Origin of the sequence: Pseudomonas inefficax, assembly GCF_900277125.1 — a bacterium.
Taxonomy (GTDB): domain Bacteria; phylum Pseudomonadota; class Gammaproteobacteria; order Pseudomonadales; family Pseudomonadaceae; genus Aquipseudomonas; species Aquipseudomonas inefficax.
The window spans coordinates 286,775-308,631 of the sequence record NZ_OPYN01000207.1; the positions used below are offsets into that span (position 1 = coordinate 286,775).

Genomic DNA, 21,857 nt, shown 5'->3' on the forward strand with positions numbered 1-21,857 from the left:
TAGGGCCGCAACGCGGCCCCATTCAGGTCAGATCACTCGATCTGCCCGTGGCAATGCTTGAACTTCTTGCCCGAACCACACCAGCACGGCTCGTTGCGGCCCAGCTTCTGCTCGTTGCGCACAGGTGCCGAGGCGACGGCCACTTCGGCGCCCTCCTCGTTCAGTTGCTCGCTTTCCAGGCCCGGTGCAGCGGCGTGCTGGAACTGCATGCGGCTGGCCAGTTCCTCGGCCTCGCGGCGCAGACGGGCTTCCTCTTCGACCGGGTCTTCGCGGCGTACCTGAACGTGCGACAGCACGCGGATGGTGTCGCGCTTGATCGACTCGAGCAGCTCCTGGAACAGGCTGAAGGATTCGCGCTTGTATTCCTGCTTCGGGTTCTTCTGCGCATAACCACGCAGGTGAATACCGTGACGCAGGTGGTCCATGGTCGACAGGTGGTCTTTCCACAAGTCGTCCAGCACGCGCAGCAGGATCTGCTTCTCGAAGGTACGCAGGGCTTCGATGCCGGCCTGATCTTCCTTCTCGGTGTACGCGGTGGTGATTTCGTTCAGCAGCTTCTCGCGCAGGGTCTCTTCGTAGAGGTGATCGTCCTCGTCGAGCCACTGCTGGATCGGCAGTTTCATGGCGAAATCGCTGGCCAGCGAAGCCTCCAGGCCGGCCACGTCCCACTGCTCGGGCAGCGACTGCGGCGGAATGTGCTGGCTGATGGTAGCGTCCAGCACTTCCTTGCGGAATTCGACGATGGTGTCGCCGATGTTCTCGGCGGCCAGCAGGCTGTTGCGCATGTGGTAGATCACCTTGCGCTGCTCGTTGGCCACGTCGTCGTATTCCAGCAACTGCTTGCGGATGTCGAAGTTGCGGCCTTCGACCTTGCGCTGGGCCTTCTCGATGGCGTTGGTAACCATGCGGTGCTCGATGGCCTCGCCGGACTGCATGCCCAGCGCCTTCATGAAGTTCTTAACCCGGTCAGAGGCGAAGATACGCATCAGGCTGTCTTCCAGCGACAGGTAGAAGCGGCTGGAACCCGGGTCGCCCTGACGGCCGGAACGGCCACGCAGCTGGTTGTCGATACGGCGCGATTCGTGGCGCTCGGAGGCGATCACGTGCAGGCCACCCGACTCGATCACTTGCTGGTGACGCTTCTGCCAGTCGGCCTTGATCTGGGCAATCTGCTCGGCAGTCGGGTTTTCCAGGGCGGCCACTTCGGCTTCCCAGTTACCGCCCAGCAGGATGTCGGTACCGCGGCCGGCCATGTTGGTGGCGATGGTAAGGGCACCTGGCGCACCGGCTTGCGCGATGATCTCGGCTTCTTTCTCGTGGTACTTGGCGTTGAGCACCTTGTGGTCGATACCTTCCTTCTTCAGGAGGTTGGACATGTGCTCGGACGTTTCGATGGTCGCCGTACCTACCAGCACCGGGCGGCCGTGGGTCATGCTTTCCTTGATGTCGGCGATGATCGCGGCGTACTTCTCGTCGGCAGTCAGATACACCAGGTCGTTGAAGTCTTTACGCGCCAACGGCTTGTTCGGCGGAATGACCATCACGTTGAGCCCGTAGATCGACTGGAACTCGAACGCTTCGGTGTCAGCGGTACCGGTCATGCCGGACAGCTTGGTGTACAGGCGGAAGTAGTTCTGGAAGGTGGTCGAAGCCAGGGTCTGGCTCTCGGCCTGGATGTTCAGGTTTTCTTTGGCTTCGATGGCCTGGTGCAGGCCTTCGGACAGACGACGGCCTGGCATGGTACGGCCGGTGTGCTCGTCGATCAGCAGGACCTGGCCGTCCTGAACGATGTATTCGATGTTGCGGTGGAACAGCTTGTGCGCGCGCAGGCCGGCATAGACGTGGGTCAGCAGGCTCAGGTTATGCGCCGAGTACAGGCTCTCGCCCTCGGCCAGCAGGCCGGACTGGGTGAGCATCTCTTCGATGAACTGGTGACCGGCTTCGTTCAGCTCGACCTGACGGCTCTTCTCGTCGATGGTGAAGTGGCCTTCCTGGGTGACCTGGCCTTCGACCTCTTCGATGTGCTGGGTAAGGCGCGGGATCAGACGGTTGATCTCGATGTACAGCTTGGAGCTGTCCTCGGCCTGACCGGAAATGATCAACGGGGTACGCGCTTCGTCGATGAGGATGGAGTCGACTTCGTCGATCACGGCGAAGTTCAGTTCACGCTGGAACTTCTCTTCCTGGCTGAATGCCATGTTGTCGCGCAGGTAGTCGAAACCGAATTCGTTGTTGGTACCGTAGGTGATGTCGGACGCGTAGGCGGCGCGCTTTTCTTCCGGCGGCTGGAAGGCCGAGACGATGCCGACCGACAGGCCGAGGAACTCGTACAGCGGGCGCATCCAGTTGGCGTCGCGGCGGGCCAGGTAGTCGTTGACGGTGACCACGTGCACGCCCTTGCCGGACAGTGCGTTGAGGTACACGGCCAGGGTACCGACCAAGGTCTTGCCTTCACCGGTACGCATTTCTGCGATCATGCCCTCGTGCAGGGTCATGCCGCCGATCAGCTGCACGTCGAAGTGGCGCATGCCCATCACGCGCTTGCCGGCCTCACGGGCCACGGCGAAGGCTTCAGGCAGCAACTGGTCCAGTGTCTCGCCTTTGGCCAGGCGCTCCTTGAACTCTGCGGTCTTGCCCCGCAGTTGCTCGTCGGAGAGGGCCACCATCTTCTCTTCGAAGGCATTGACGATGTTCACCGTCTTGAGCATGCGTTTTACTTCACGCTCGTTCTTGCTTCCAAAAAGTTTCTTTAACAAAGGCGCAAACATATCGGCAGGATCTTCCACACGTAGGGATGGAGGGCGGCCCCATGAGTCGCCCGTGCAGCCCTGAGGCCGCATGCGAACGAGCATTCTACCCGGAAACGATGGTGAGGAAAGTGGTGGATTTCCACGATGCTTGTACAGCGTTTTGGCGGGGGCTGGTTTTAGATAGGGGCATTTTCCCTGAGTTCAAGGTTCGGGAAGATGAAACGTATCGCGAATGAGTCTTGTCTTTTGTTATCTGTGCCGGCCTCTTCGCGGGTAAACCCGCTCCCACAGGACCACCTACACATCAAGGGCAGTGCCGTACCTGTGGGAGCGGGTTCACCCGCGAAGAGGCCAGTGCAGGCTATAGAGATGTTAGACTGCGGACCATGTAACCTCATGCGTACCCCCATGGCCTACAAACCCTCCCCCGCCCAGCCGCCCTCGGCCCTGCTCCGCCAGGTCCGCCCGCTGCGCCTGCTGCTGAACCAGGCCGAACGCCTGGAGCACCTGCAGCGCCTGCTGGAAAGCCAGCTGCAACCGGCCGCCCGCGAGCACTGCCATGTGGCGTCGTGGCGAGATGGCACATTGTTGCTGGTGGTAACCGACGGCCACTGGGCAACCCGCCTGCGTTATCAGCAGAAACGCTTGCTGGCGGCATTGCAGGGAATGGAAGCCTTCGGCAACCTCAGGCGCATCCTGTACAAGGTCCAACCCCCGCTGGTGCCCGCCAAGCGTGGTGGCCATGCGGCAGAACTGTCCAACAACGCAGCCGAGAGCCTGCGCGATACCGCCGGGGGCATCACCGACCCCAAGCTGCGCGCAGCGCTGGAAAGGCTGGCAGCTCACGCCCAGGACAAGCGCTGACACCTTCGGGACTGCTGCGCAGTCCATTCGCGGGTACGCCCGCCCTCTTAGAACTGCACATAACTCATTGAATTAGCGGGGACTCTGTGGGAGCGGCTTTAGCCGCGAACACCGGCGCAGCCGGTGCCATTCACCGCGCTGGATTCTTCGCGGCTAAAGCCGCTCCCACAGGGTACGCGGACCGCTTGCGAATTCGGTTCTCTATGCGACAGCGCAGCCCAAAGACTGGGCGAGCGGGCGTGCCCGCGAATGGCCGGACCTGCCGGGCAAAATGCGTCAGCAATAAAAAAGGCCACCCGAAGGTGGCCTCAATGAACTAGAGAGTGTTCGAACTTACACGGCCGCAACAGGGCGCATGTACGAGATCGGTGCCGTGCTGGCATCTTCGAAAGTGACCACTTCCCAGGCATCGGTTTCGGCAATCAGCTTGCGCAACAGCTGGTTGTTCAGCGCGTGGCCGGACTTGAAGCCCTTGAACTCGCCGATCAGGCTGTTGCCTAGCAGGTAGAGGTCGCCGATGGCGTCGAGAATCTTGTGCTTGACGAATTCGTCTTCGTAACGAAGGCCGTCTTCGTTCAGCACGCCGTCCTCATCAACCACGATGGCGTTCTCGACACTGCCACCCAGCGCAAGGTTGTGCTTGCGCAGGTACTCGATGTCACGCATGAAACCAAAGGTGCGCGCGCGGCTGACTTCCTTCACGAACGAGGTGCTGGAAAAGTCGACGCTGGCGCTCTGGGTCCGGTTGCGAAGCACCGGGTGATCGAAGTCGATCTCGAAGCTCACCTTGAAGCCGTCGAAAGGCAGGAAAGTGGCGCGCTTGTCGCCCTCTTCCACGGTTACCTCACGCAGGATGCGGATGAACTTCTTGGCTGCGTCCTGTTCTTCCAGGCCTGCAGACTGAATCAGGAATACAAAGGGTCCGGCGCTGCCATCCATGATCGGCACTTCCGAGGCGGAGAGCTCGACGTAGGCGTTATCGATGCCCAGGCCCGCCATGGCGGAGAGCAGGTGCTCGACCGTATCGACCTTGACGTCACCGTTGACCAGCGTCGTCGACATGGTTGTCTCGCCGACGTTGGCCGCGCGCGCCGGTATTTCGACCACAGGGTCGAGGTCGGCGCGGCGGAAGACGATGCCGGTGTCAACAGGTGCAGGCTTGAGGGTCAGGTAAACCTTCTCCCCGGAGTGCAGACCGACACCTGTGGCACGGATGGTATTCTTCAGGGTGCGTTGTTTAATCATGGCATTGGCCGCTTCAGCGCAAATTGCGAACAGGTATCAACAAAGGCTGGGGATGATAACAGACCCAACCTTTGATGAATACCAATCACCTTTATACCCCTGATAAATTCCATTAATCAGCCTGACGACGCAGGAATGCCGGGATATCGAGGTAGTCCAGGTCATCCTGAGGGTTCAGTTTAGCGGCTGCAGCAGCACCTGCATGGGCCTGGTTGCGCATTACGGTCGGGCGCTCCAGGTCACGGTAGTTGACCGCAGGCTGCTCCTGACGGACCGGCGCCGGGTTGGAAGCCTCGTACGCCTGCTGGGCAGTCTGCAGGGTGTTGTCGACCACCTTCACAGGCTTCTCGATGCGCGCGCCCAGGCCAGTAGCCACTACAGTCACGTGCAGCTCGTCACGCATGTCCGGGTCGATCACGGTGCCGACCTTGACCATGGCGTGGTCGGAGGCGAAGGCTTCGATGATGCTACCGACGTCGGAGTACTCGCCCAGCGACAGGTCAGGGCCTGCGGTGATGTTCACCAGGATGCCGCGGGCGCCCTGCAGGTTGACGTCTTCCAGCAGCGGGTTGCGGATCGCTGCCTCGGTGGCTTCACGCGCACGGTTCGGGCCGCTGGCGCAGCCAGTACCCATCATGGCCATGCCCATTTCACCCATCACGGTACGCACGTCGGCGAAGTCGACGTTGATCATGCCCGGGCGCTTGATGATATCGGAGATACCGCGCACGGCACCGGCCAGTACGTCGTCGGCCTTGGCGAAGGCAGACAGCAGGCTGGCATCCTTGCCCAGGATGGTCAGCAGCTTCTCGTTGGGGATGGTGATCAACGAGTCGACGCTTTCGGCCAGCATGCGGATGCCTTCATCGGCGATCTGCATGCGCTTGCGGCCTTCGAACGGGAACGGACGGGTCACCACGGCAACGGTGAGAATGCCCATTTCCTTGGCCACTTCGGCGATGATCGGCGCTGCACCGGTACCGGTACCGCCGCCCATGCCGGTGGTGATGAACACCATGTTGGTGCCCTGCAGCACCTCAGCGATGCGCTCACGGTCTTCCAGCGCGGCCTGGCGGCCGACTTCCGGATTGGCACCGGCACCCAGGCCCTTGGTCACGCCAGTGCCCAATTGCAGGATGGTGCGCGCGCCGATGTTCTTCAGCGCTTGAGCATCGGTGTTGGCGCAGATGAATTCCACGCCTTCGATGCTGCTCTTGACCATGTGGTTGACGGCGTTGCCGCCACCACCGCCAACACCGATCACTTTGATGACCGGGCTTTGCGGGACGTTGTCTACGAGCTCGAACATTTTCCCTCTCCTTACAGTTCTCTAGTTGTCGCGCCTACCACTACTGCTTTGAAACTTAGAAGTTGCCCTGGACCCAGCGCTTGAAGCGTTCAAGCACTGGAGCCTTCGGTTCATCGCCATAGCTGTTGTTGCTGCTGTTACCGGTCAGGGGCAAGTCTTCGGTCTGCTTCTGCAGGCCGTAGGTGAGCAAGCCCACGCCGGTGGAATAGATCGGGTTGCGCACCACGTCGCTGAGCCCCCGAACGCTGTGCGGCACGCCCAGGCGTACCGGCATGTGGAAGATTTCCTCGGCCAGTTCCACGGCGCCTTCCATCTTCGCGGTGCCGCCGGTGAGGACGATGCCGGCCGGCACCAGGTCCTCGTAGCCGCTGCGGCGCAGTTCGGCCTGGATCAGGGTGAAGAGCTCGTCGTAACGTGGCTCCACCACCTCGGCCAGGGCCTGGCGCGACAGCTCGCGCGGTGGGCGATCACCCACGCTCGGCACCTTGATGGTCTCGCCGGCGCCAGCCAGTTTGGCCAGGGCGCAGGCGTAGCGGATCTTGATTTCTTCGGCGTACTGAGTAGGGGTACGCAGGGCCATGGCGATGTCGTTGGTCACCTGGTCGCCGGCAATCGGGATTACCGCGGTGTGACGGATCGCGCCCTCGGTGAAGATGGCGATGTCGGTGGTGCCACCACCGATGTCCACCAGGCACACGCCCAGCTCCTTTTCATCGTCGGTCAGCACCGAGTAGGCCGAGGCCAGCTGCTCGAGAATGATGTCGTCGATTTCCAGGCCGCAGCGGCGTACGCACTTCTCGATGTTCTGTGCCGCGTTGACGGCGCAGGTGACCACGTGGACCTTGGCTTCCAGACGTACGCCAGACATGCCCAGCGGCTCGCGCACGCCTTCCTGGTTGTCGATCACGTAGTCCTGCGGCAGGGTGTGCAGCACGCGCTGGTCGGCCGGGATGGCCACGGCCTGGGCGGCGTCGAGTACGCGCTCCAGGTCGGCCAGGCTGACTTCGCGGTCGCGGATGGCGACGATGCCGTGGGAGTTCAGGCTGCGGATGTGGTTGCCGGCCACGCCGACGAAGGCCGAGTGGATGCGGCAGCCGGCCATCAGCTGCGCTTCTTCCACCGCGCGCTGGATCGACTGCACGGTGGACTCGATGTTCACCACCACGCCTTTTTTCAGGCCGCGGGACGGATGGGTACCGATCCCGACGATTTCCAGGGTGCCGTCCTCGCCCACTTCACCAACCAGCGCCACCACCTTGGAGGTGCCGATGTCCAGCCCGACGATCATTTTGCCGCTATGCGCGTTTGCCATGGTCCTGCCTCTCTCTAATTCTTCGCAACGGCGGGTTGGGCCGTCGTCGGTGCAATCGGTTCCCGCCAACCAACGGCAAGTCCGTTGGAATAACGCAGATCAATGCGGGCGATAGTGGTGATCTGGTCTTTGAGTGTCTTGTCGTAAATGGCAATGAAACGGCGCATCTTCTCCACCAGATGGTCGCGCCCCAGCAGCAGCTCGATGCCCGGCCCGGCGCTGCTCGCGCCCGTGGTCAGGAACCAGCTGCCTCGCTCGCGCAGCTCCAGGCGAGCGATGGAAAAGCCCAGGGGGCGCAGCATCTGGCTCAATACCTGATACTGCTGCATCACTTGTTGCTGAGCACGCTGCGGCCCGGCCAGCTGCGGCAGGTGCTCGTAGTTGGCCAGTTCGCGCGGGGTAAAGGCCTGGCCCTGGTTGTTGAGCAAGGCTTCGTCACCCCAGCGCGCCACCGGCAACTGTTCTTCCAGGCGGATCACCACCTCGTCCGGCCACACCCGGCGCACTTCGGCATGGGCGATCCACGGCATCTGCTCGAGCTCCGCGCGCATCGCCGGCAGGTCGACACTGAAGAAGCTCGCTGCCACGTAGGGCGCGATACGCTGCTGCACCGACTGCTGGCTGATGTAGCTGAGGTCACCCTGAACGTCGATCTTGGTGATCGGCCGGTCGGCGTAAGGCATCAGGCGAATGGCGCCCTCGTAGGCGCCAAACCCGGCCGCCACCAGCAGCACCGGCCACAGCAGACGCTTGAGACCACCCAGGCTTGGCCGCGGCAGGCGCGCCGATACGGGCTCGTCGGCCACCAGCCGGCTGGCACCACGCGGCACCGGCTTGCTGCGGCCGGTAACGGGTTGCTGCTGACGTATCATCGCGCCTTGCATGGTTGTTAACCTCGCGTCGCCACGCTTTCGGCCAGGATCGCCAGCACCAGTTGCTGGAAGTCCAGGCCGGCCGCGCGGGCCGCCATGGGCACCAGGCTATGGTCGGTCATGCCGGGTGCGGTGTTGACTTCGAGCAGCCAGAACTGGCCCTGCTCGTCCTGCATCACGTCCAGCCGCCCCCAGCCTTCGATGCCGATGGCATCGCAGGCACGCGCGGTCAGGTCGATCAGTTCCTGTTCCTTGACGCTGTCCAGGCCGCACGGAATGCGGTACTGGGTATCGTTGGCGATGTACTTGGCGTCGTAGTCGTAGAACACGTGCGGCGTACCCAGGGCGATTGGCGGCAGCACCTGGCCGCGCAATACCGCGACGGTGAACTCCGGCCCGTGGATCCACTGTTCCACCAGCACCTGGGAATCGTATCGGGCGGCGTCCTGCCAGGCGGCGACCAGTTCCTGGGCGCTGTTCACCTTGGCCATGCCGATGCTGGAACCTTCATGGGCGGGTTTGACGATAAGCGGGAAGCCCAGTTCCGTGCTGGCCTGCAAACAATCGCTTTCGCTCGCCAGCACCGCATGGCGCGGGGTCGGAATGCCCAGGCTCTGCCACACCTGCTTGGTGCGCAGCTTGTCCATGGCCAATGCCGAGGCAAGGATGCCACTGCCGGTGTAGGGGATGCCCAGGCACTCGAGCAGGCCTTGCATGCTGCCGTCTTCACCGCCACGGCCGTGGAGGATGATGAAGGCGCGGTCGATCTTCTCGTTTTGCAGGCGGTCGAGCAGGTCGTCACCCACGTCGATGGCGACCACGTCGACACCGGCAGTGGTCAGCGCGTCGATCACCGCGGCGCCGGACTTGAGCGACACTTCGCGCTCGGCGCTCTTGCCGCCGTACAGCACCGCGACGCGGCCGAACGCCTTGGCGTCCAGGGTCGAGTGCAGCTTGTCGTAGGCGCTGGTCATTTCGACTTCTCCTGCTTGGCGCCAGCGAACAGCGGGCTTTTCATCAATTGAGGGGCCAGGCCGCCGACATCACCGGCACCCTGGCAGATCAGGATGTCGCCAGCGCGCAGCAGTGGCTTGACCACCGGCGCCAGGTCGACGCCACGTTCGATGTAGATCGGGTCCAGCTTGCCGCGCTGACGGATGCTGTGGCACAGCTGGCGGCTGTCGGCGCCGGGGATCGGCTCTTCACCGGCCGGGTAGACCTCCATCAGCAGCAGCACGTTGGCATCGCCCAGCACCTGGACGAAATCGTCGTACAGGTCGCGGGTACGGCTGTAGCGGTGCGGCTGGTAGACGATCACCAGGCGACGGCTTGGCCAACCGCCGCGCACGGCCTGGATCACTGCAGCCACTTCGGTCGGGTGGTGGCCGTAGTCGTCGACCAGCATCACGCTGCCGCCTTCGACCGGCAGTTCACCGTACACCTGGAAGCGGCGGCCGACGCCCTGGAAGCCGGACAGGCCCTGGACGATGGCTTCGTCAGTGATGCCTTCGTCGGTGGCAATGGCGATGGTGGCCAAGGCATTGAGCACGTTGTGGTTGCCCGGCATGTTCACCGACACCTCCAGCGGCTCGCGGTCGCGACGCAGGACGGTGAAGTGGGTCTGCATGCCCATCTGGCGCACATTGATGGCGCGGATGTCGGCCTCGTCGCTGAAGCCATAGGTCACGGTCGGGCGCTTGACCTGTGGCAGGATCTCGCGCACGACCGGGTCGTCCAGGCACATCACGGCCAGGCCGTAGAACGGCAGGTTGTGCAGGAACTCGACGAAGGTTTTCTTCAGTTTGTTGAAGTCACCTTCGTAGGTCGCCATGTGGTCGGCGTCGATGTTGGTGACCACGGCCACCATCGGCTGCAGGTGCAGGAAGCTGGCATCGCTCTCGTCTGCTTCGGCAATCAGGTAGCGGCTGGTACCCAGCTGGGCATTGGTGCCGGCAGCGGTCAGGCGGCCACCGATGACGAAGGTCGGGTCCAGGCCGCCAGCGGCGAACACCGAGGCCAGCAGGCTGGTGGTGGTGGTCTTGCCGTGGGTGCCGGCAACGGCCACGCCATGGCGATAGCGCATAAGCTCGGCGAGCATTTCGGCACGCGGCACCACCGGAATGCGCCGCTCGAGGGCGGTGGCGACTTCCGGGTTGGCCGGGTTGATGGCGCTGGACACCACCAGCACATCGGCGGTGGCGGCGTTCTCGGCGCGGTGGCCGACGAAGATCTCGGCGCCGAACGATTCCAGGCGCTCGGTGACCGGCGAGGCCTTCAGGTCGGAACCGGACACTTCATAGCCCAGGTTCAGCAACACTTCGGCAATGCCGCACATGCCCACACCGCCGATACCGACGAAGTGGATACGGCGGATACGGCCCATCTTCGGCTGGGGCATGGCTTTCTGGCTCTCAACCATGGGCCACCTCCAGGCAGATATCGACCACGGTGCTGGTTGCGGCAGGTTTGGCCAGGCGCCGTGCGGTGCCTGCCATGACGTTGAGTTTCTCGGGTTGCATCAGCACCTCGTTCAGGCGTTCAGCGAGCTGCGCTGCGCCAGTTGTCGCTTGTGGCATCAGGAAGGCAGCGCCTTCCCGGGCCAGATATTGGGCGTTGTGGGTCTGGTGGTCGTCGATCGCATGGGGCAAAGGCACCAGCATCGAAGGCAGGCCCGCTGCCGCCAGCTCGCTGACAGTCAGGGCGCCGGCCCGGCACACCACAATGTCGGCCCAGCCATAGGCTTGGGCCATGTCCTTGATGAAGGGCTCTACCTGAGCCTCGACGCCCGCCTCGCGATAACGCTCGGCGGTGACCGGCGCGTGTTGCTTGCCGGCCTGGTGGAATACCTCTGGCCGCAGTGCGGCGGGCACTTCGGACAGGGCCTTAGGCAACAATTTGTTCAATGGTTCCGCACCCAGGCTGCCGCCCATCACCAGCAGGCGCGCACGGCGCTCGGCCAGGGGCGCGCGCAGGGCGTCCATGAACAGTTCCGGGCGCACCGGGTTGCCAGTGGTGCGCAGTTTGTCGCTGGCAGCGAAGGTGGCCGGGAAGGCTTCGCACACGCGTGCAGCCAGCGGCAGCAGCAGGCGGTTGGTGGTGCCGGCACGGGCGTTCTGCTCGTGGATCACCAGCGGTACGCCGCACAGGCGTGCGGCGACGCCGCCGGGACCGGTCACATAGCCACCGAAACCGACCACGCATACCGGCTTGAGCTCACGCACGATACGCCGCGCCTGCAGCACGGCCTTGACCAGGGTGAACGGCGCCTTGAGCAACGACAGCTTGCCCTTGCCGCGCAGGCCGCTGACCTGGATCAGGTGCAACGGCAGGCCGGCCTGGGGCACCAGTTCGTTCTCGATGCCACGCGGGGTGCCCAGCCAGTGCACGCTATAACCGCGCGCCTGGAATTCACGGGCGCAAGCCAGGGCCGGGAACACATGGCCCCCGGTGCCGCCCGCCATGATCAGTACGTTCTTGCCGTCAGCGGCCATGATTGGTCTCCTCGGCAAAATCGCTTTCGCTGAATTCGTGTTCCTCACTGCCCAGGTGCGTGCGGCTTTCCCACTCGATACGCAGCAACAGGCCCACGCAGGCACAGCAGATCACCAGCGAGCTGCCCCCGTAGCTGAGGAACGGCAAGGTCAGGCCCTTGGTCGGCAACAGGCCGACGTTCACGCCGATGTTGATCAGGAACTGGCCGATCCACAGGAAGGCCAGGCCGAACGCAACATAAGCGGCAAAGAACTGCTTGGCTTTTTCCGCCCACAGGCCGATGTACAGGGCACGCACAGTCACGAACACGAACAGCGCGATAGTCAGCAGCGAGCCGACCACGCCGAGTTCTTCGGCCAGTACAGAGAACACGAAGTCGGTGTGCGCTTCAGGCAGGTAGAACTGCTTCTGCACGCTGTTGCCCAGGCCAACGCCCAGCCACTCGCCACGGCCGAAGGCAATCAGCGCCTGGGTCAGCTGGTAGCCCGAGCCGAACTGATCGGACCACGGGTCGGTAAAGGTAATCAGACGCGCCATACGGTAGGGCTGCGCCTGTACCAGGACGAACACCGCGACCACCGCCAACACCACCATCAGGCTGAAGCGGAACAGCCCCACCCCGCCGAGGAACAGCATGGCTGCCGCCGCGCCCATCATCACCACGGTGGCACCGAAGTCCGGCTCCATCAGCAGCAAGGCAGCCATGGGCAGCAGCACGATGAACGGCTTGAAGAAGCCCATCCAGGTTTCGCGGACCTCGGTCTGCCGGCGTACCAGGTAGCCGGCCAGGTAGACGACCACGAACACCTTGGCTATTTCCGAAGGCTGGACGTTGAAGAAGCTGAAACCGATCCAGCGCATGGAACCATTCACTTCGCGGCCGATACCCGGCACCAGCACCAGTACCAGCAGGCCGAAGGCGCCCAGCAGCATCAGGAAGCCCATGCGCTGCCAGGTGGCGATCGGTATCAGCATGGTGGCGCCACAGGCGATCAGGCCGAGGAACACGTACACCAGGTGGCGGAACATGTGGTAAAGCGGGTTGCCCGACTGCACCGCAGCCACTTCCGAGGACGCCGAGGTGATCATCACCAGGCCCAGGCCCAGCAGTGCCAGGCAGCCGGCGAGCATGGCGAAGTCCAGGTCGATGCCACGGCCGCTGATCAGCGGCGACGGATAGGGCTTGAGGATGCCGAAGATCATGCAAGGCCTCCCGCTGCCTGGGCGAACAGGCGCCCGCGTTCTTCGAAGTTCTTGAACATGTCGAGGCTGGCGCACGCTGGCGACAGCAGCACGGCATCACCCGCCCGGGCCAGTTCGGCGCATTGCTGCACGGCGTCGTCGAGCGTCTTCACGCGGACCAGTTGCACGCCATCGCCCAGGGCTTCGGCCAGGCGCTCGGCATCACGGCCAAGCAGCACCACGGCACGGCAGAAGCGCTGGACCGGCTCGCGCAGCGCGGCGAAGTCGGCGCCCTTGCCATCGCCACCGGCGATCAGCACCAGCTTGCCTTCGATGTCGGCACCCAGGCCTTCGATGGCCGCCAGGGCAGCACCGACGTTGGTGGCCTTGGAATCGTCATACCAGTTCACGCCATTGCGCTCGCGCACCCACTGGCAACGGTGGGCCAGGCCGCCGAACTCGCGCAGTGCATCGAGCATCGGTTCGAACGGCAGACCGGCAGCATGCCCCAGGGCCAGCGCCGCCAGGGCGTTGCTCTGGTTGTGGGCGCCGCGAACCTTCAGCTCACGTGCCGGCATCAGCGCCTGGAACTCGAACGCCAGGTATTTTTCGCCGTTCACTTCGCGCAGGCCGAAGGCCTTGAAGTCCGGCTGGTTGAGGCCGAAGGTCCAGCATGGGCGGCCTTCCACCGGCAGCGGCCGGCTCAGGGCGTCCTGGCGGTTGACCACGACCTGGCGGGCACCACGGAAGATCCGGTGCTTGGCCAGGTGATAGGCCGGCAGGCCGCTGTAGCGGTCCATGTGGTCTTCGCTGATGTTCAGCACGGTGGCCACTTCGGCGTTGAGCTGGTCGGTGGTTTCCAGCTGGAAGCTGGACAGTTCCAGCACGTAGAGCTCGACGTCATCGGCCAGCAGGTCCAGCGCCGGGGTACCGAGGTTGCCGCCCACCGCCACGCGCTTGCCCGCCTTGGCGGCCATTTCGCCGACCAGGGTGGTGACGGTGCTCTTGGCGTTGGAGCCGCTGATGGCAATGATCGGGGCCTTGGCGTTGCGGGCGAACAGCTCGATGTCGCCGGACAGCTTCACGCCACGCGCGGCCGCCTGCTGCAGGGCCGGGGTGGCCAGGGCCAGACCGGGGCTGACGTACAACTCGCTGGCGCGGCACAGGAAGTCCACATCCAGTTCACCACAGCGCACTTCCACCTGCGGATAATCACGGCGCAGGGTGTCCAGTTCCGGCGGTTGCTCGCGGGTGTCGGCGACCGCAAAGGCAATGCCCCGGCTCGCCAGGAAGCGAACCAGGGACATGCCGCTCTTGCCGAGGCCGACAACGATGCGGAATTGGTCGGAAGCGATCAATGACACGCTCATCTACCTCAGTTTCAGGGTTGCAAGGCCGATCAGCACCAGGATCACGGTGATGATCCAGAAGCGGACGATCACCCGTGGCTCTGGCCAGCCCTTGAGTTCAAAGTGGTGGTGGATCGGCGCCATGCGGAACACGCGCTTGCCGGTCAGCTTGAAGGAGGCGACCTGGATCACCACCGACAGGGTTTCCATGACGAACACGCCACCCATGATGAACAGCACGATTTCCTGGCGGACGATCACGGCAATGGTGCCCAGCGCGGCGCCCAGCGCCAGCGCGCCGACGTCACCCATGAACACCTGCGCCGGGTAGGTGTTGAACCACAGGAAGCCCAGACCGGCACCGATCAGCGCGCCGCAGAAAACGATCAGCTCGCCCGAGCCCGGCACGTATGGGATCAGCAGGTATTCGGCGAACTTCACGTTGCCCGACAGGTAGCAGAAGATGCCCAGGGCACCGCCGACCATCACCGTCGGCATGATCGCCAGGCCGTCGAGGCCATCGGTGAGGTTGACCGCGTTGCTCGAACCGACAATGACGAAGTAGGTCAGCACGACGAAGCCGATGCCCAGCGGAATGGTGACATCCTTGATGAACGGCAGGATCAGCGTGGTTTCGACGCTGGTCGGCGCGGTCTTGTACAGGAAGATGGCCGCAGCCAGGCCGAACACCGACTGCCAGAAGTACTTCCAGCGGCTTGGCAGGCCGCGCGAGTTCTTTTCGATCACCTTGCGGTAGTCGTCGACCCAGCCGATGGCACCGAATGCCAGGGTAACGATCAGCACCACCCACACATAGCGGTTGGTCAGGTCGGCCCATAGCAGGGTACTGATGGCAATGGCGGACAGGATCAGCGCCCCGCCCATGGTCGGGGTGCCGGACTTGGACAGGTGCGATTGCGGGCCGTCGTTACGCACGGCCTGGCCGATCTGGCGGATTTGCAGGGTACGAATCATCCACGGCCCCAGCCACAGCGCCAGGGACAACGCGGTCAGCACACCCAGAATCCCGCGCAGGGACAGGTACTGGAAGACCGCGAAGCCTTTGTGGAACTGTTGCAGATACTCGGCCAACAGCAGCAGCATTAATGTTTCTCCCCGCTGGCACCGCACAAAGCCGCCACGACGTTTTCCATCGCAGCGCTGCGCGAGCCCTTGATCAAGATAGTGGTGTCGCTGGCATTCTCGGCGCCAACCGCGTCGATCAGCTCAGCTTGAGTAGCGAAATGGCGGCCATTGGCGCCGAACGCCTTGACCGCATGTGTCATGTTGGAACCCACTGCATACAGGGCGTCGACCTTACCACGCGCGTAGTCACCCACCTGACGGTGGCCTTCTTCCGCCCATTGCCCCAGTTCGCCGATATCCCCAAGCACCAGGACGGTGCGTCCGGAAAAGCCGGCGAGTATATCAATGGCCGCGCACATGGAGGTGGGATTTGCGTTGTAACTGTCGTCGATCACCCGCACGCCGTTCGGCGCGATCTGCGCCACGGTACGGCCCTTGACCGGTTGCACGGCAGCCAGGCCGGCGGCGATGCCGCTCAGGCTCAGACCAACGGCATGGGCAGCGGCGGCGGCGGCCAGGGCGTTGCTGACGTTGTGCTCACCGAGCACATTGAGCTGCACGTCTACCGCTTCACCGGCACCATGCAGCTTGAACGATGGGCAACCACGGGCATCGCGACCGATATCGGTGGCGTAGAAGTCGGCATTGGCGTTGCTACGGGCGAAGCTGATGACCTGATGCGCGCCGGCACGGGCCTTCCAGACAGCAAAGGCCTTGTCGTCCAGGTTGAGGATGGCGATACCGCCCTCGCCCAGGCCTTCGAGGATCTCGCCCTTGGCTTCGACGATCTTCTCCGGGCCACCGAACTCACCCACGTGGGCGGTACCGGCGTTGTTGATGATGACCACCTGCGGTTGGGTCAGGCCGACGGTGTAGCGGATCTCGCCAATGCGCGAAGCGCCCAGCTCGATCACCGCGGCACTGTGCTCCGGGGCGATCTCCAGCAGGGTCAGCGGCGCGCCGAGGTCGTTGTTCAGGTTGCCGCGGGTGGCGTGCACCAGGCCACGGGTGCGCAGGATGCTGGCGAGCATTTCCTTGACCGTGGTCTTGCCGCTGGAACCGGTGATGGCCACCACCGGCTTGTCGAAGGCAGCACGGTTCAGCGCGCCAAGCTGGCCGAGGGCCAGGCGGCAATCGGCAACCAGCAGCTGCGGCAGGTCGACATCGGCTACTTCACGCTCGACCAGGGCCGCGACAGCGCCCTTGGCCTTCACATCGGCCAGGTAGTCGTGGCCATCGAAGCGCGGGCCGGCCAGGGCGACGAACAGTTGCCCGGCGCCAACACTGCGGCTGTCGATGCTGACGCCGGTGAAGGTGGCGTCGGCACCGATCTGGCGACCACTCAGTGCCGTGGTCAGCTGGCTGAGTGAAAGCGGCTTAAGCATGTGGAGCCTCCCAGGCTGCAAGTGCCTTTTCGGCCTCGGTCAAATCGGAGAAGTCATGGCGCTCGCCATTGATCTCCTGGTAATCCTCGTGCCCCTTGCCGGCCAACACGATCACATCGTTGGCAGCAGCGGTGGCGACCAGGTGCGCGATGGCTTCGCCACGACCGGCAACGAACTCGACCTCGGCAGGCTTGGCGAAACCCGGGCGGATGTCATCAAAGATGCGCAGCGGGTCTTCAGTACGCGGGTTGTCGTCGGTGACCAGCACGCGGTCGGCCAGGCGCTCGGCCACTTCGGCCATCAGCGGGCGCTTGCCGCGATCACGGTCACCGCCGCAGCCGAACAGGCACAGCAGCTTGCCGTGCGCGTGCGGGCGCAGGGCTTCGAGCACTTTCTCCAGGGCGTCCGGTGTGTGTGCGTAATCGACCACCACCAGCGGCTTGTCGCCGCCACCCAGGCGCTGCATGCGGCCTACCGGGCCTTGCAGCTGCGGGGTGACCTCAAGGATCTCGTCCAGCGCATAGTCCAGCGCCAACAGGGTCGCCACGGCGGCGAGCATGTTGCTCAGGTTGAAGCGGCCCAGCAACTGGCTACGCAGGGTACGTTCGCCCTGGGCGGTGACCAGGGTGGCGCGCACGCCATCGTCATTGAACACGGCTTCGCGGCAGAACAGCGAGGCCTCCGGGTTCTCCAGGCTGTAGCTGAGCAACCGGGTTTCGATATGGTCGACACTCGGGCGGCGAGCAAAGTCGTCGGCCAGGCGACGGCCGAAATCGTCATCAAGGTTGACCACCTGGCAACGCAGGCTCGGCCAGGCAAACAGTTTGGCCTTGGCGGCCTCATAGGCCTCCATGCTGCCGTGGTAGTCGAGGTGGTCGCGGGACAGGTTGGTCATGACCGCGATGTCGAATTCCAGCGCGGCGACCCGGCCCTGCTCCAGGGCGTGGGAGGAAACCTCCATGGCCACGGCCTTGGCGCCACCCTTCTTGAGGTCGTTGAGGGTCGACTGCACGGCGATCGGGTCGGGCGTGGTCAGGCGGCCACTCTGCAGCTCACCATAGAAGCCGGTACCCAGGGTACCGATCAGGCCGCAGCGCTGGCCAAGCACGTCCAGCGCCTGGGCCACCAGCTGGGTGACGCTGGTCTTGCCGTTGGTACCGGTCACGCCCACCAGGTTCAGCTGGCGGCTCGGTTCACCATAGAAGCGCCCCGCAATGTCCGAAAGCTGCGCGATCAGGCCCTTGACCGGGATGAGCGGCACATCGGTAATTGGCAGGACCGTGGCGCCCTGTTCTTCATAGGCCACGGCAGCGGCGCCGCGAGCCAGGGCATCGGCGATATGCTCGCGGCCATCGACCTTGGCGCCCGGCACAGCCAGGAACAGGTCACCCGGGCGAACATTGCGGCTGTCCAGGGTCAGTTCACGGATCAGCGGGTCACGGCTGGCGTGGGCGAAAAGCTTGCTCAATGGCATTGTCATCATCCACGCCCTCCTTTGGCGGTTGCTGCTGCATTGACTTGCGACTGTTCGACGGGTGCGGGTGGCGGCAGGTTGTCTGGCGGCACGTTCATCAGGCGCAGGGTGCCGGACATGACCTTGCTGAACACCGGCGCCGAAACCAGGCCACCGAAGTAGCCGCCCTTGCCCGGCTCGTCGATGACCACGACGATGGCGTAGCGCGGGTCGCTCATCGGCCCGAAGCCGGCGAACAGCGAACGGTAGGCGTTTTCGGTGTAGCCCTTGGAGCCCACGGTGGCTTTACGCGCAGTACCGGACTTGCCGGCCACGTGATAGAACGGCACCTGGGCGCGGAACACGCCGCGCGGTGCTTCGATCACCTGTTGCAGCATGCCCTGGACGGTTTCGGCGGTTTCCTTCGGAATGGCCTGCACGGCTTCCGGGGCCTTGTCGACCTTGAGGATCGACAGCGGCACCATCTTGCCGTCGTTGGCCAGCGCCGCGTAGGCATGCACCAGTTGCAGGGCGGTCACCGACACGCCATAGCCATAGGACAGGGTCGCGGTCTCCGCCTTGCGCCACTCGCGGTGGTTGGGCAGGTTGCCGACGCGCTCGCCGGGGAAGCCAAGGCCGGTGTACTGGCCCAGGCCGACCTGGGACATGACCCGGTAGATAGCCTCGCCGCCGATGTCGAAGGCGATCTTGCTCATGCCAACGTTACTGGAGTTGATCAGGATGCCGGTCAGGTCGAGGACCGGGCCCTCGCTCCTGGATACGTCCTTGATGGTGTAGCGGCCGATCTGCAGGCTGCCCGGGTACACCTCGACCTTGTCGGTCGGCTTCCAGCGGCCACTTTCCAGTGCCGCGCTCATGGAGATCGGCTTGACCGTGGAGCCCGGCTCGAACACGTCGATGATCGCGCGGTTACGCATGGCGGCCGGGAACATGCTGCGGCGGTTGTTGGGGTTGTAGGTCGGCTGGTTGACCATCGCCAGGACCTCACCGGTCTTGACGTCCATGATCACCAGGCTGCCGGCCTTGGCGTCCTGTTCGGCAATGGCGTTGCGCAGCTCGCGGGTGGCCAGGTACTGCAGGCGCAGGTCTATCGACAACGCCAAGGTCTTCCCGGCCTTGGCGTTCTTGGTTACCTGGATGTCCTTGATCAGCCGGCCGCGCCGGTCCTTGATCACCTGCCGCTTGCCGGGTACGCCGGCCAGCCACTCGTCATAGGCCAGTTCTACCCCTTCGCGACCGTGGTCATCAAGGTCGGTGAAGCCGACCATGTGCGCGGTGACGTCACCAGCCGGGTAGAAGCGGCGGAATTCTTCCAGGCCATACACGCCCGGCACTTTCAGGTCGAGCACATGCTGGCCCTGCTCCGGGGTCAGGCCGCGGACCAGGTAGATGAATTCCTTGTTGGCCTGCTGGGTCAGACGGTCGATCAGTTGCTGCGGGTTCTGCCCAAGCGCCGCTGCCAGTTGCGGCCAGCGCTCCTTGGAGGCCTGCATTTCCTTGGGGTTGGCCCACAGGGTGGTAACCGGAGTACTCACCGCCAGCGGTTCGCCATTACGGTCGGTGATCAGCCCACGGTGAGCCGGGATAGGGATGTGACGCAGGCTGCGCGCATCGCCCTGGCCCTTGAGGAAGTCACGATCGACCACCTGAAGGTCGATGATACGCCAGCAGATGGCACCGACCATCAGCGCCAGCAAGCCGATCACCACGCGGAAGCGCCACGGGTAGAGTGCGCCTTCGAGCTTCATCATGGCGCCACCATCCGCACTTCGTCAGCAGAAGGCACGCGCATCTTCAGTTGCTCGGAAGCCAGGTTTTCGATGCGGCTGGCAGCGGTCCAGGTGCTTTGCTCGAGGATCAGCCGGCCCCACTCGGCCTGGGCCTTGTCGCGTTCGTTCAACTCGCCGTACAGGGTGTTGAGCAGCTGGCGGTTCCAGTGCGCGCTGTAGGACACGGCAATGGCCGAAACCAGCACGGCAACGAACAGCAGAAGCATCAGGAAGCTTCCGCCTGGCAAGGGTTTGGCAAACAGCCTGCTCACCGCAGCTTCTCCGCCACACGCATCACGGCACTGCGCGAACGTGGGTTGGCCTTGAGCTCGGCTTCGGAGGCGAACTGGGCCTTGCCGATGAGCTTGATTTTCGGCTCGAAGACCTTGTGTTGTACCGGCAGGTTGCGCGGCAGGTTATCCGCCTCACCTTTCACCAGCTTGCGCATGAACAGTTTGACGATGCGGTCTTCCAGCGAATGGAAGCTGATGACCGCCAGCCGACCGCCGACTTCAAGCGCATCGAGCGCAGCCTCAAGACCGGTTTCAAGGTCACCCAGCTCATTGTTGACGTGGATGCGCAGGCCCTGGAAGGCGCGGGTAGCCGGGTTCTTGCCCTTTTCCCAGGCCGGGTTGGCCACCTTGAGCACTTCTGCCAGGTCGGCAGTACGGGTGAACGGCTGCTTTTCGCGGCGCTCGACGACGGCACGCGCCATGCGCCCGGCAAAACGCTCTTCGCCGTATTCCTTGAACACACGGGCGATTTCTTCCACCGGTGCCGTGGCGATGAACTCGGCGGCACTGATGCCCTGGTCCGGGTTCATGCGCATGTCCAGCGGGCCGTCATTGAGGAAGCTGAAACCACGCTCGGGGTCATCCAGCTGCGGCGAGGACACGCCCAGGTCCAGCAGCACGCCGCTGACCTTGCCGTGCAGGCCACGCTCGGCCACTTCTGCGCCCAGCTCGGCAAAGCTGCGCTGCACAATGACAAAGCGGCCGTCTTCGGCCGCCAGCGCTTGCCCCGTGGCAATCGCCTGTGGATCTTTGTCGAAACCCAGCAGCCGCCCTTGCGGCCCGAGCTTGCTGAGAATCAGCCGGCTGTGCCCGCCACGGCCGAAAGTGCCGTCCAGATAGCAACCGTCGGCGCGCAGGGCCAATGCCTCGACAGCTTCGTCGAGCAGGACGGTAATGTGGTTGAAGCCGCTATCTATGGTCACAGGATCAGGTCACGCAATTCGTCGGGCATGGCGCCCGGTTGTTGAATAGCTGCAAGGTCGGCTGCCGAAACCGCGTTCCAGGCATCTTCATCCCACAGCTGGAATTTGTTCAGTTGCCCCACCAGCATCGCCTTCTTGTCGAGCTTGGCGTACTCACGCAGACGGGGCGGCACCAGGAAACGCCCACTGCCATCGAGCTCCAGGTCAACCGCATTACCGATCAGCAAGCGCTGCAGGCGGCGGTTTTCCTCACGCAAAGATGGCAAGGCACGCAACTTGGCTTCTATCTGTTCCCACTCATCGAGGGGGTAAACACACAAGCAGGGGTCAACGGCGTCGATGGTCACGATCAGCTGACCATTGCAACGCGAATCGAGCTCGTCACGGTACCGGCTCGGCATGGCGAGACGACCCTTGGCATCGAGGCTGACGGCGTTGGCTCCGCGGAACACGGCTGCGATTCCCCACAATGTTAGCTTTTTTGTGTCAGAAAACCCACTTCATCCCACTTTCTGCCACTTGCGCACACTATAGGAATCCGCCCGCAGCACC

Annotated in this window: 18 protein-coding genes; 1 reads left to right on the forward strand and 17 read right to left on the reverse strand. The window is 63.8% G+C overall.

Annotated features, from left to right (window positions below; translation table 11 throughout):
* Positions 1–32: 32 nt before the first annotated feature.
* Complete coding sequence (secA, locus tag JV551A3_RS26345) at positions 33–2,768, reverse strand: preprotein translocase subunit SecA (protein ID WP_133975266.1); 2,736 nt, start codon at positions 2,766–2,768, stop codon at positions 33–35.
* Positions 2,769–3,158: 390 nt separating this feature from the next.
* Here secA and JV551A3_RS26360 point away from each other — a divergent pair, with 390 nt between their 5' ends.
* Entirely contained in the window at positions 3,159–3,614 is a 456-nt protein-coding gene (locus JV551A3_RS26360; RefSeq protein WP_133975270.1) for a DUF721 domain-containing protein, read from the forward strand.
* A 333-nt stretch (positions 3,615–3,947) separates the two neighbouring features.
* Here the strand turns inward: JV551A3_RS26360 and lpxC are convergent, their stop codons facing one another.
* From lpxC to mraZ, 16 genes are all read right to left on the reverse strand, one after another.
* Complete coding sequence (gene lpxC, locus JV551A3_RS26370) at positions 3,948–4,859, reverse strand: UDP-3-O-acyl-N-acetylglucosamine deacetylase (protein ID WP_112250319.1); 912 nt, start codon at positions 4,857–4,859, stop codon at positions 3,948–3,950.
* A 112-nt stretch (positions 4,860–4,971) separates the two neighbouring features.
* Positions 4,972–6,168: a cell division protein FtsZ gene (gene ftsZ / locus JV551A3_RS26375; protein ID WP_003251871.1), complete on the reverse strand. Its 1,197-nt coding sequence runs from the start codon at positions 6,166–6,168 to the stop codon at positions 4,972–4,974.
* Between the two features lie 55 nt (positions 6,169–6,223).
* Positions 6,224–7,480, reverse strand: coding sequence for a cell division protein FtsA (ftsA, locus tag JV551A3_RS26380; RefSeq protein WP_015271706.1), 1,257 nt, complete (start codon positions 7,478–7,480; stop codon positions 6,224–6,226).
* A gap of 14 nt (positions 7,481–7,494) precedes the next feature.
* Positions 7,495–8,364, reverse strand: a complete 870-nt coding sequence (locus JV551A3_RS26385; protein ID WP_012274056.1) for a cell division protein FtsQ/DivIB — start codon at positions 8,362–8,364, stop codon at positions 7,495–7,497.
* A gap of 5 nt (positions 8,365–8,369) precedes the next feature.
* Positions 8,370–9,326, reverse strand: a complete 957-nt coding sequence (locus JV551A3_RS26390; RefSeq protein WP_133975272.1) for a D-alanine--D-alanine ligase — start codon at positions 9,324–9,326, stop codon at positions 8,370–8,372.
* The gene (gene murC / locus JV551A3_RS26395; protein WP_046616527.1) at positions 9,323–10,771 is read right to left on the reverse strand and encodes a UDP-N-acetylmuramate--L-alanine ligase; all 1,449 of its coding nucleotides are present in this window, start codon (positions 10,769–10,771) and stop codon (positions 9,323–9,325) included. The genes JV551A3_RS26390 and murC overlap by 4 nt, the downstream gene beginning before the upstream one ends.
* Positions 10,764–11,843 carry an undecaprenyldiphospho-muramoylpentapeptide beta-N-acetylglucosaminyltransferase gene (gene murG, locus JV551A3_RS26400; protein ID WP_133975274.1) on the reverse strand — a complete coding sequence of 360 codons (1,080 nt, stop codon included), beginning with the start codon at positions 11,841–11,843 and terminating at the stop codon, positions 10,764–10,766. The genes murC and murG overlap by 8 nt, the downstream gene beginning before the upstream one ends.
* Positions 11,833–13,047, reverse strand: a complete 1,215-nt coding sequence (gene ftsW, locus JV551A3_RS26405) for a putative lipid II flippase FtsW (RefSeq protein WP_133975276.1) — start codon at positions 13,045–13,047, stop codon at positions 11,833–11,835. The genes murG and ftsW overlap by 11 nt, the downstream gene beginning before the upstream one ends.
* The gene (murD, locus tag JV551A3_RS26410; RefSeq protein WP_133975316.1) at positions 13,044–14,390 is read right to left on the reverse strand and encodes a UDP-N-acetylmuramoyl-L-alanine--D-glutamate ligase; all 1,347 of its coding nucleotides are present in this window, start codon (positions 14,388–14,390) and stop codon (positions 13,044–13,046) included. The genes ftsW and murD overlap by 4 nt, the downstream gene beginning before the upstream one ends.
* A 6-nt stretch (positions 14,391–14,396) precedes the next feature.
* On the reverse strand, positions 14,397–15,479 hold the full coding sequence (gene mraY / locus JV551A3_RS26415; protein WP_112250311.1) for a phospho-N-acetylmuramoyl-pentapeptide-transferase: 1,083 nt from the start codon (positions 15,477–15,479) through the stop codon (positions 14,397–14,399).
* Complete coding sequence (locus JV551A3_RS26420; RefSeq protein ID WP_133975278.1) at positions 15,479–16,846, reverse strand: UDP-N-acetylmuramoyl-tripeptide--D-alanyl-D-alanine ligase; 1,368 nt, start codon at positions 16,844–16,846, stop codon at positions 15,479–15,481. Before JV551A3_RS26420 ends, mraY begins: the two co-directional genes overlap by 1 nt.
* Positions 16,839–18,329: a UDP-N-acetylmuramoyl-L-alanyl-D-glutamate--2,6-diaminopimelate ligase gene (locus JV551A3_RS26425; RefSeq protein ID WP_177421368.1), complete on the reverse strand. Its 1,491-nt coding sequence runs from the start codon at positions 18,327–18,329 to the stop codon at positions 16,839–16,841. Before JV551A3_RS26425 ends, JV551A3_RS26420 begins: the two co-directional genes overlap by 8 nt.
* Positions 18,326–20,068 (reverse strand): peptidoglycan D,D-transpeptidase FtsI family protein, encoded by a 1,743-nt coding sequence (locus JV551A3_RS26430; RefSeq protein ID WP_166674303.1) that lies wholly within the window; start codon positions 20,066–20,068, stop codon positions 18,326–18,328. The genes JV551A3_RS26425 and JV551A3_RS26430 overlap by 4 nt, the downstream gene beginning before the upstream one ends.
* Positions 20,068–20,361 (reverse strand): cell division protein FtsL, encoded by a 294-nt coding sequence (gene ftsL / locus JV551A3_RS26435; RefSeq protein ID WP_003260787.1) that lies wholly within the window; start codon positions 20,359–20,361, stop codon positions 20,068–20,070. The genes JV551A3_RS26430 and ftsL overlap by 1 nt, the downstream gene beginning before the upstream one ends.
* The gene (rsmH, locus tag JV551A3_RS26440; RefSeq protein ID WP_133975282.1) at positions 20,358–21,305 is read right to left on the reverse strand and encodes a 16S rRNA (cytosine(1402)-N(4))-methyltransferase RsmH; all 948 of its coding nucleotides are present in this window, start codon (positions 21,303–21,305) and stop codon (positions 20,358–20,360) included. Before rsmH ends, ftsL begins: the two co-directional genes overlap by 4 nt.
* The gene (mraZ, locus tag JV551A3_RS26445; protein ID WP_004575120.1) at positions 21,302–21,757 is read right to left on the reverse strand and encodes a division/cell wall cluster transcriptional repressor MraZ; all 456 of its coding nucleotides are present in this window, start codon (positions 21,755–21,757) and stop codon (positions 21,302–21,304) included. The genes rsmH and mraZ overlap by 4 nt, the downstream gene beginning before the upstream one ends.
* Between the last annotated feature and the right edge of the window lie 100 nt (positions 21,758–21,857).

Excerpts from the sequence above, each read along its gene's own strand:
- secA (WP_133975266.1), bottom strand. The coding sequence starts at position 2,768 with ATGTTTGCGCCTTTGTTAAAGAAACTTTTTGGAAGCAAGAACGAGCGT.
- JV551A3_RS26360 (WP_133975270.1), top strand. The coding sequence starts at position 3,159 with ATGGCCTACAAACCCTCCCCCGCCCAGCCGCCCTCGGCCCTGCTCCGC.
- lpxC (WP_112250319.1), bottom strand. The coding sequence starts at position 4,859 with ATGATTAAACAACGCACCCTGAAGAATACCATCCGTGCCACAGGTGTC.
- ftsZ (WP_003251871.1), bottom strand. The coding sequence starts at position 6,168 with ATGTTCGAGCTCGTAGACAACGTCCCGCAAAGCCCGGTCATCAAAGTG.
- ftsA (WP_015271706.1), bottom strand. The coding sequence starts at position 7,480 with ATGGCAAACGCGCATAGCGGCAAAATGATCGTCGGGCTGGACATCGGC.
- JV551A3_RS26385 (WP_012274056.1), bottom strand. The coding sequence starts at position 8,364 with ATGCAAGGCGCGATGATACGTCAGCAGCAACCCGTTACCGGCCGCAGC.
- JV551A3_RS26390 (WP_133975272.1), bottom strand. The coding sequence starts at position 9,326 with ATGACCAGCGCCTACGACAAGCTGCACTCGACCCTGGACGCCAAGGCG.
- murC (WP_046616527.1), bottom strand. The coding sequence starts at position 10,771 with ATGGTTGAGAGCCAGAAAGCCATGCCCCAGCCGAAGATGGGCCGTATC.
- murG (WP_133975274.1), bottom strand. The coding sequence starts at position 11,843 with ATGGCCGCTGACGGCAAGAACGTACTGATCATGGCGGGCGGCACCGGG.
- ftsW (WP_133975276.1), bottom strand. The coding sequence starts at position 13,047 with ATGATCTTCGGCATCCTCAAGCCCTATCCGTCGCCGCTGATCAGCGGC.
- mraY (WP_112250311.1), bottom strand. The coding sequence starts at position 15,479 with ATGCTGCTGCTGTTGGCCGAGTATCTGCAACAGTTCCACAAAGGCTTC.
- JV551A3_RS26420 (WP_133975278.1), bottom strand. The coding sequence starts at position 16,846 with ATGCTTAAGCCGCTTTCACTCAGCCAGCTGACCACGGCACTGAGTGGT.
- JV551A3_RS26425 (WP_177421368.1), bottom strand. The coding sequence starts at position 18,329 with ATGATGACAATGCCATTGAGCAAGCTTTTCGCCCACGCCAGCCGTGAC.
- JV551A3_RS26430 (WP_166674303.1), bottom strand. The coding sequence starts at position 20,068 with ATGAAGCTCGAAGGCGCACTCTACCCGTGGCGCTTCCGCGTGGTGATC.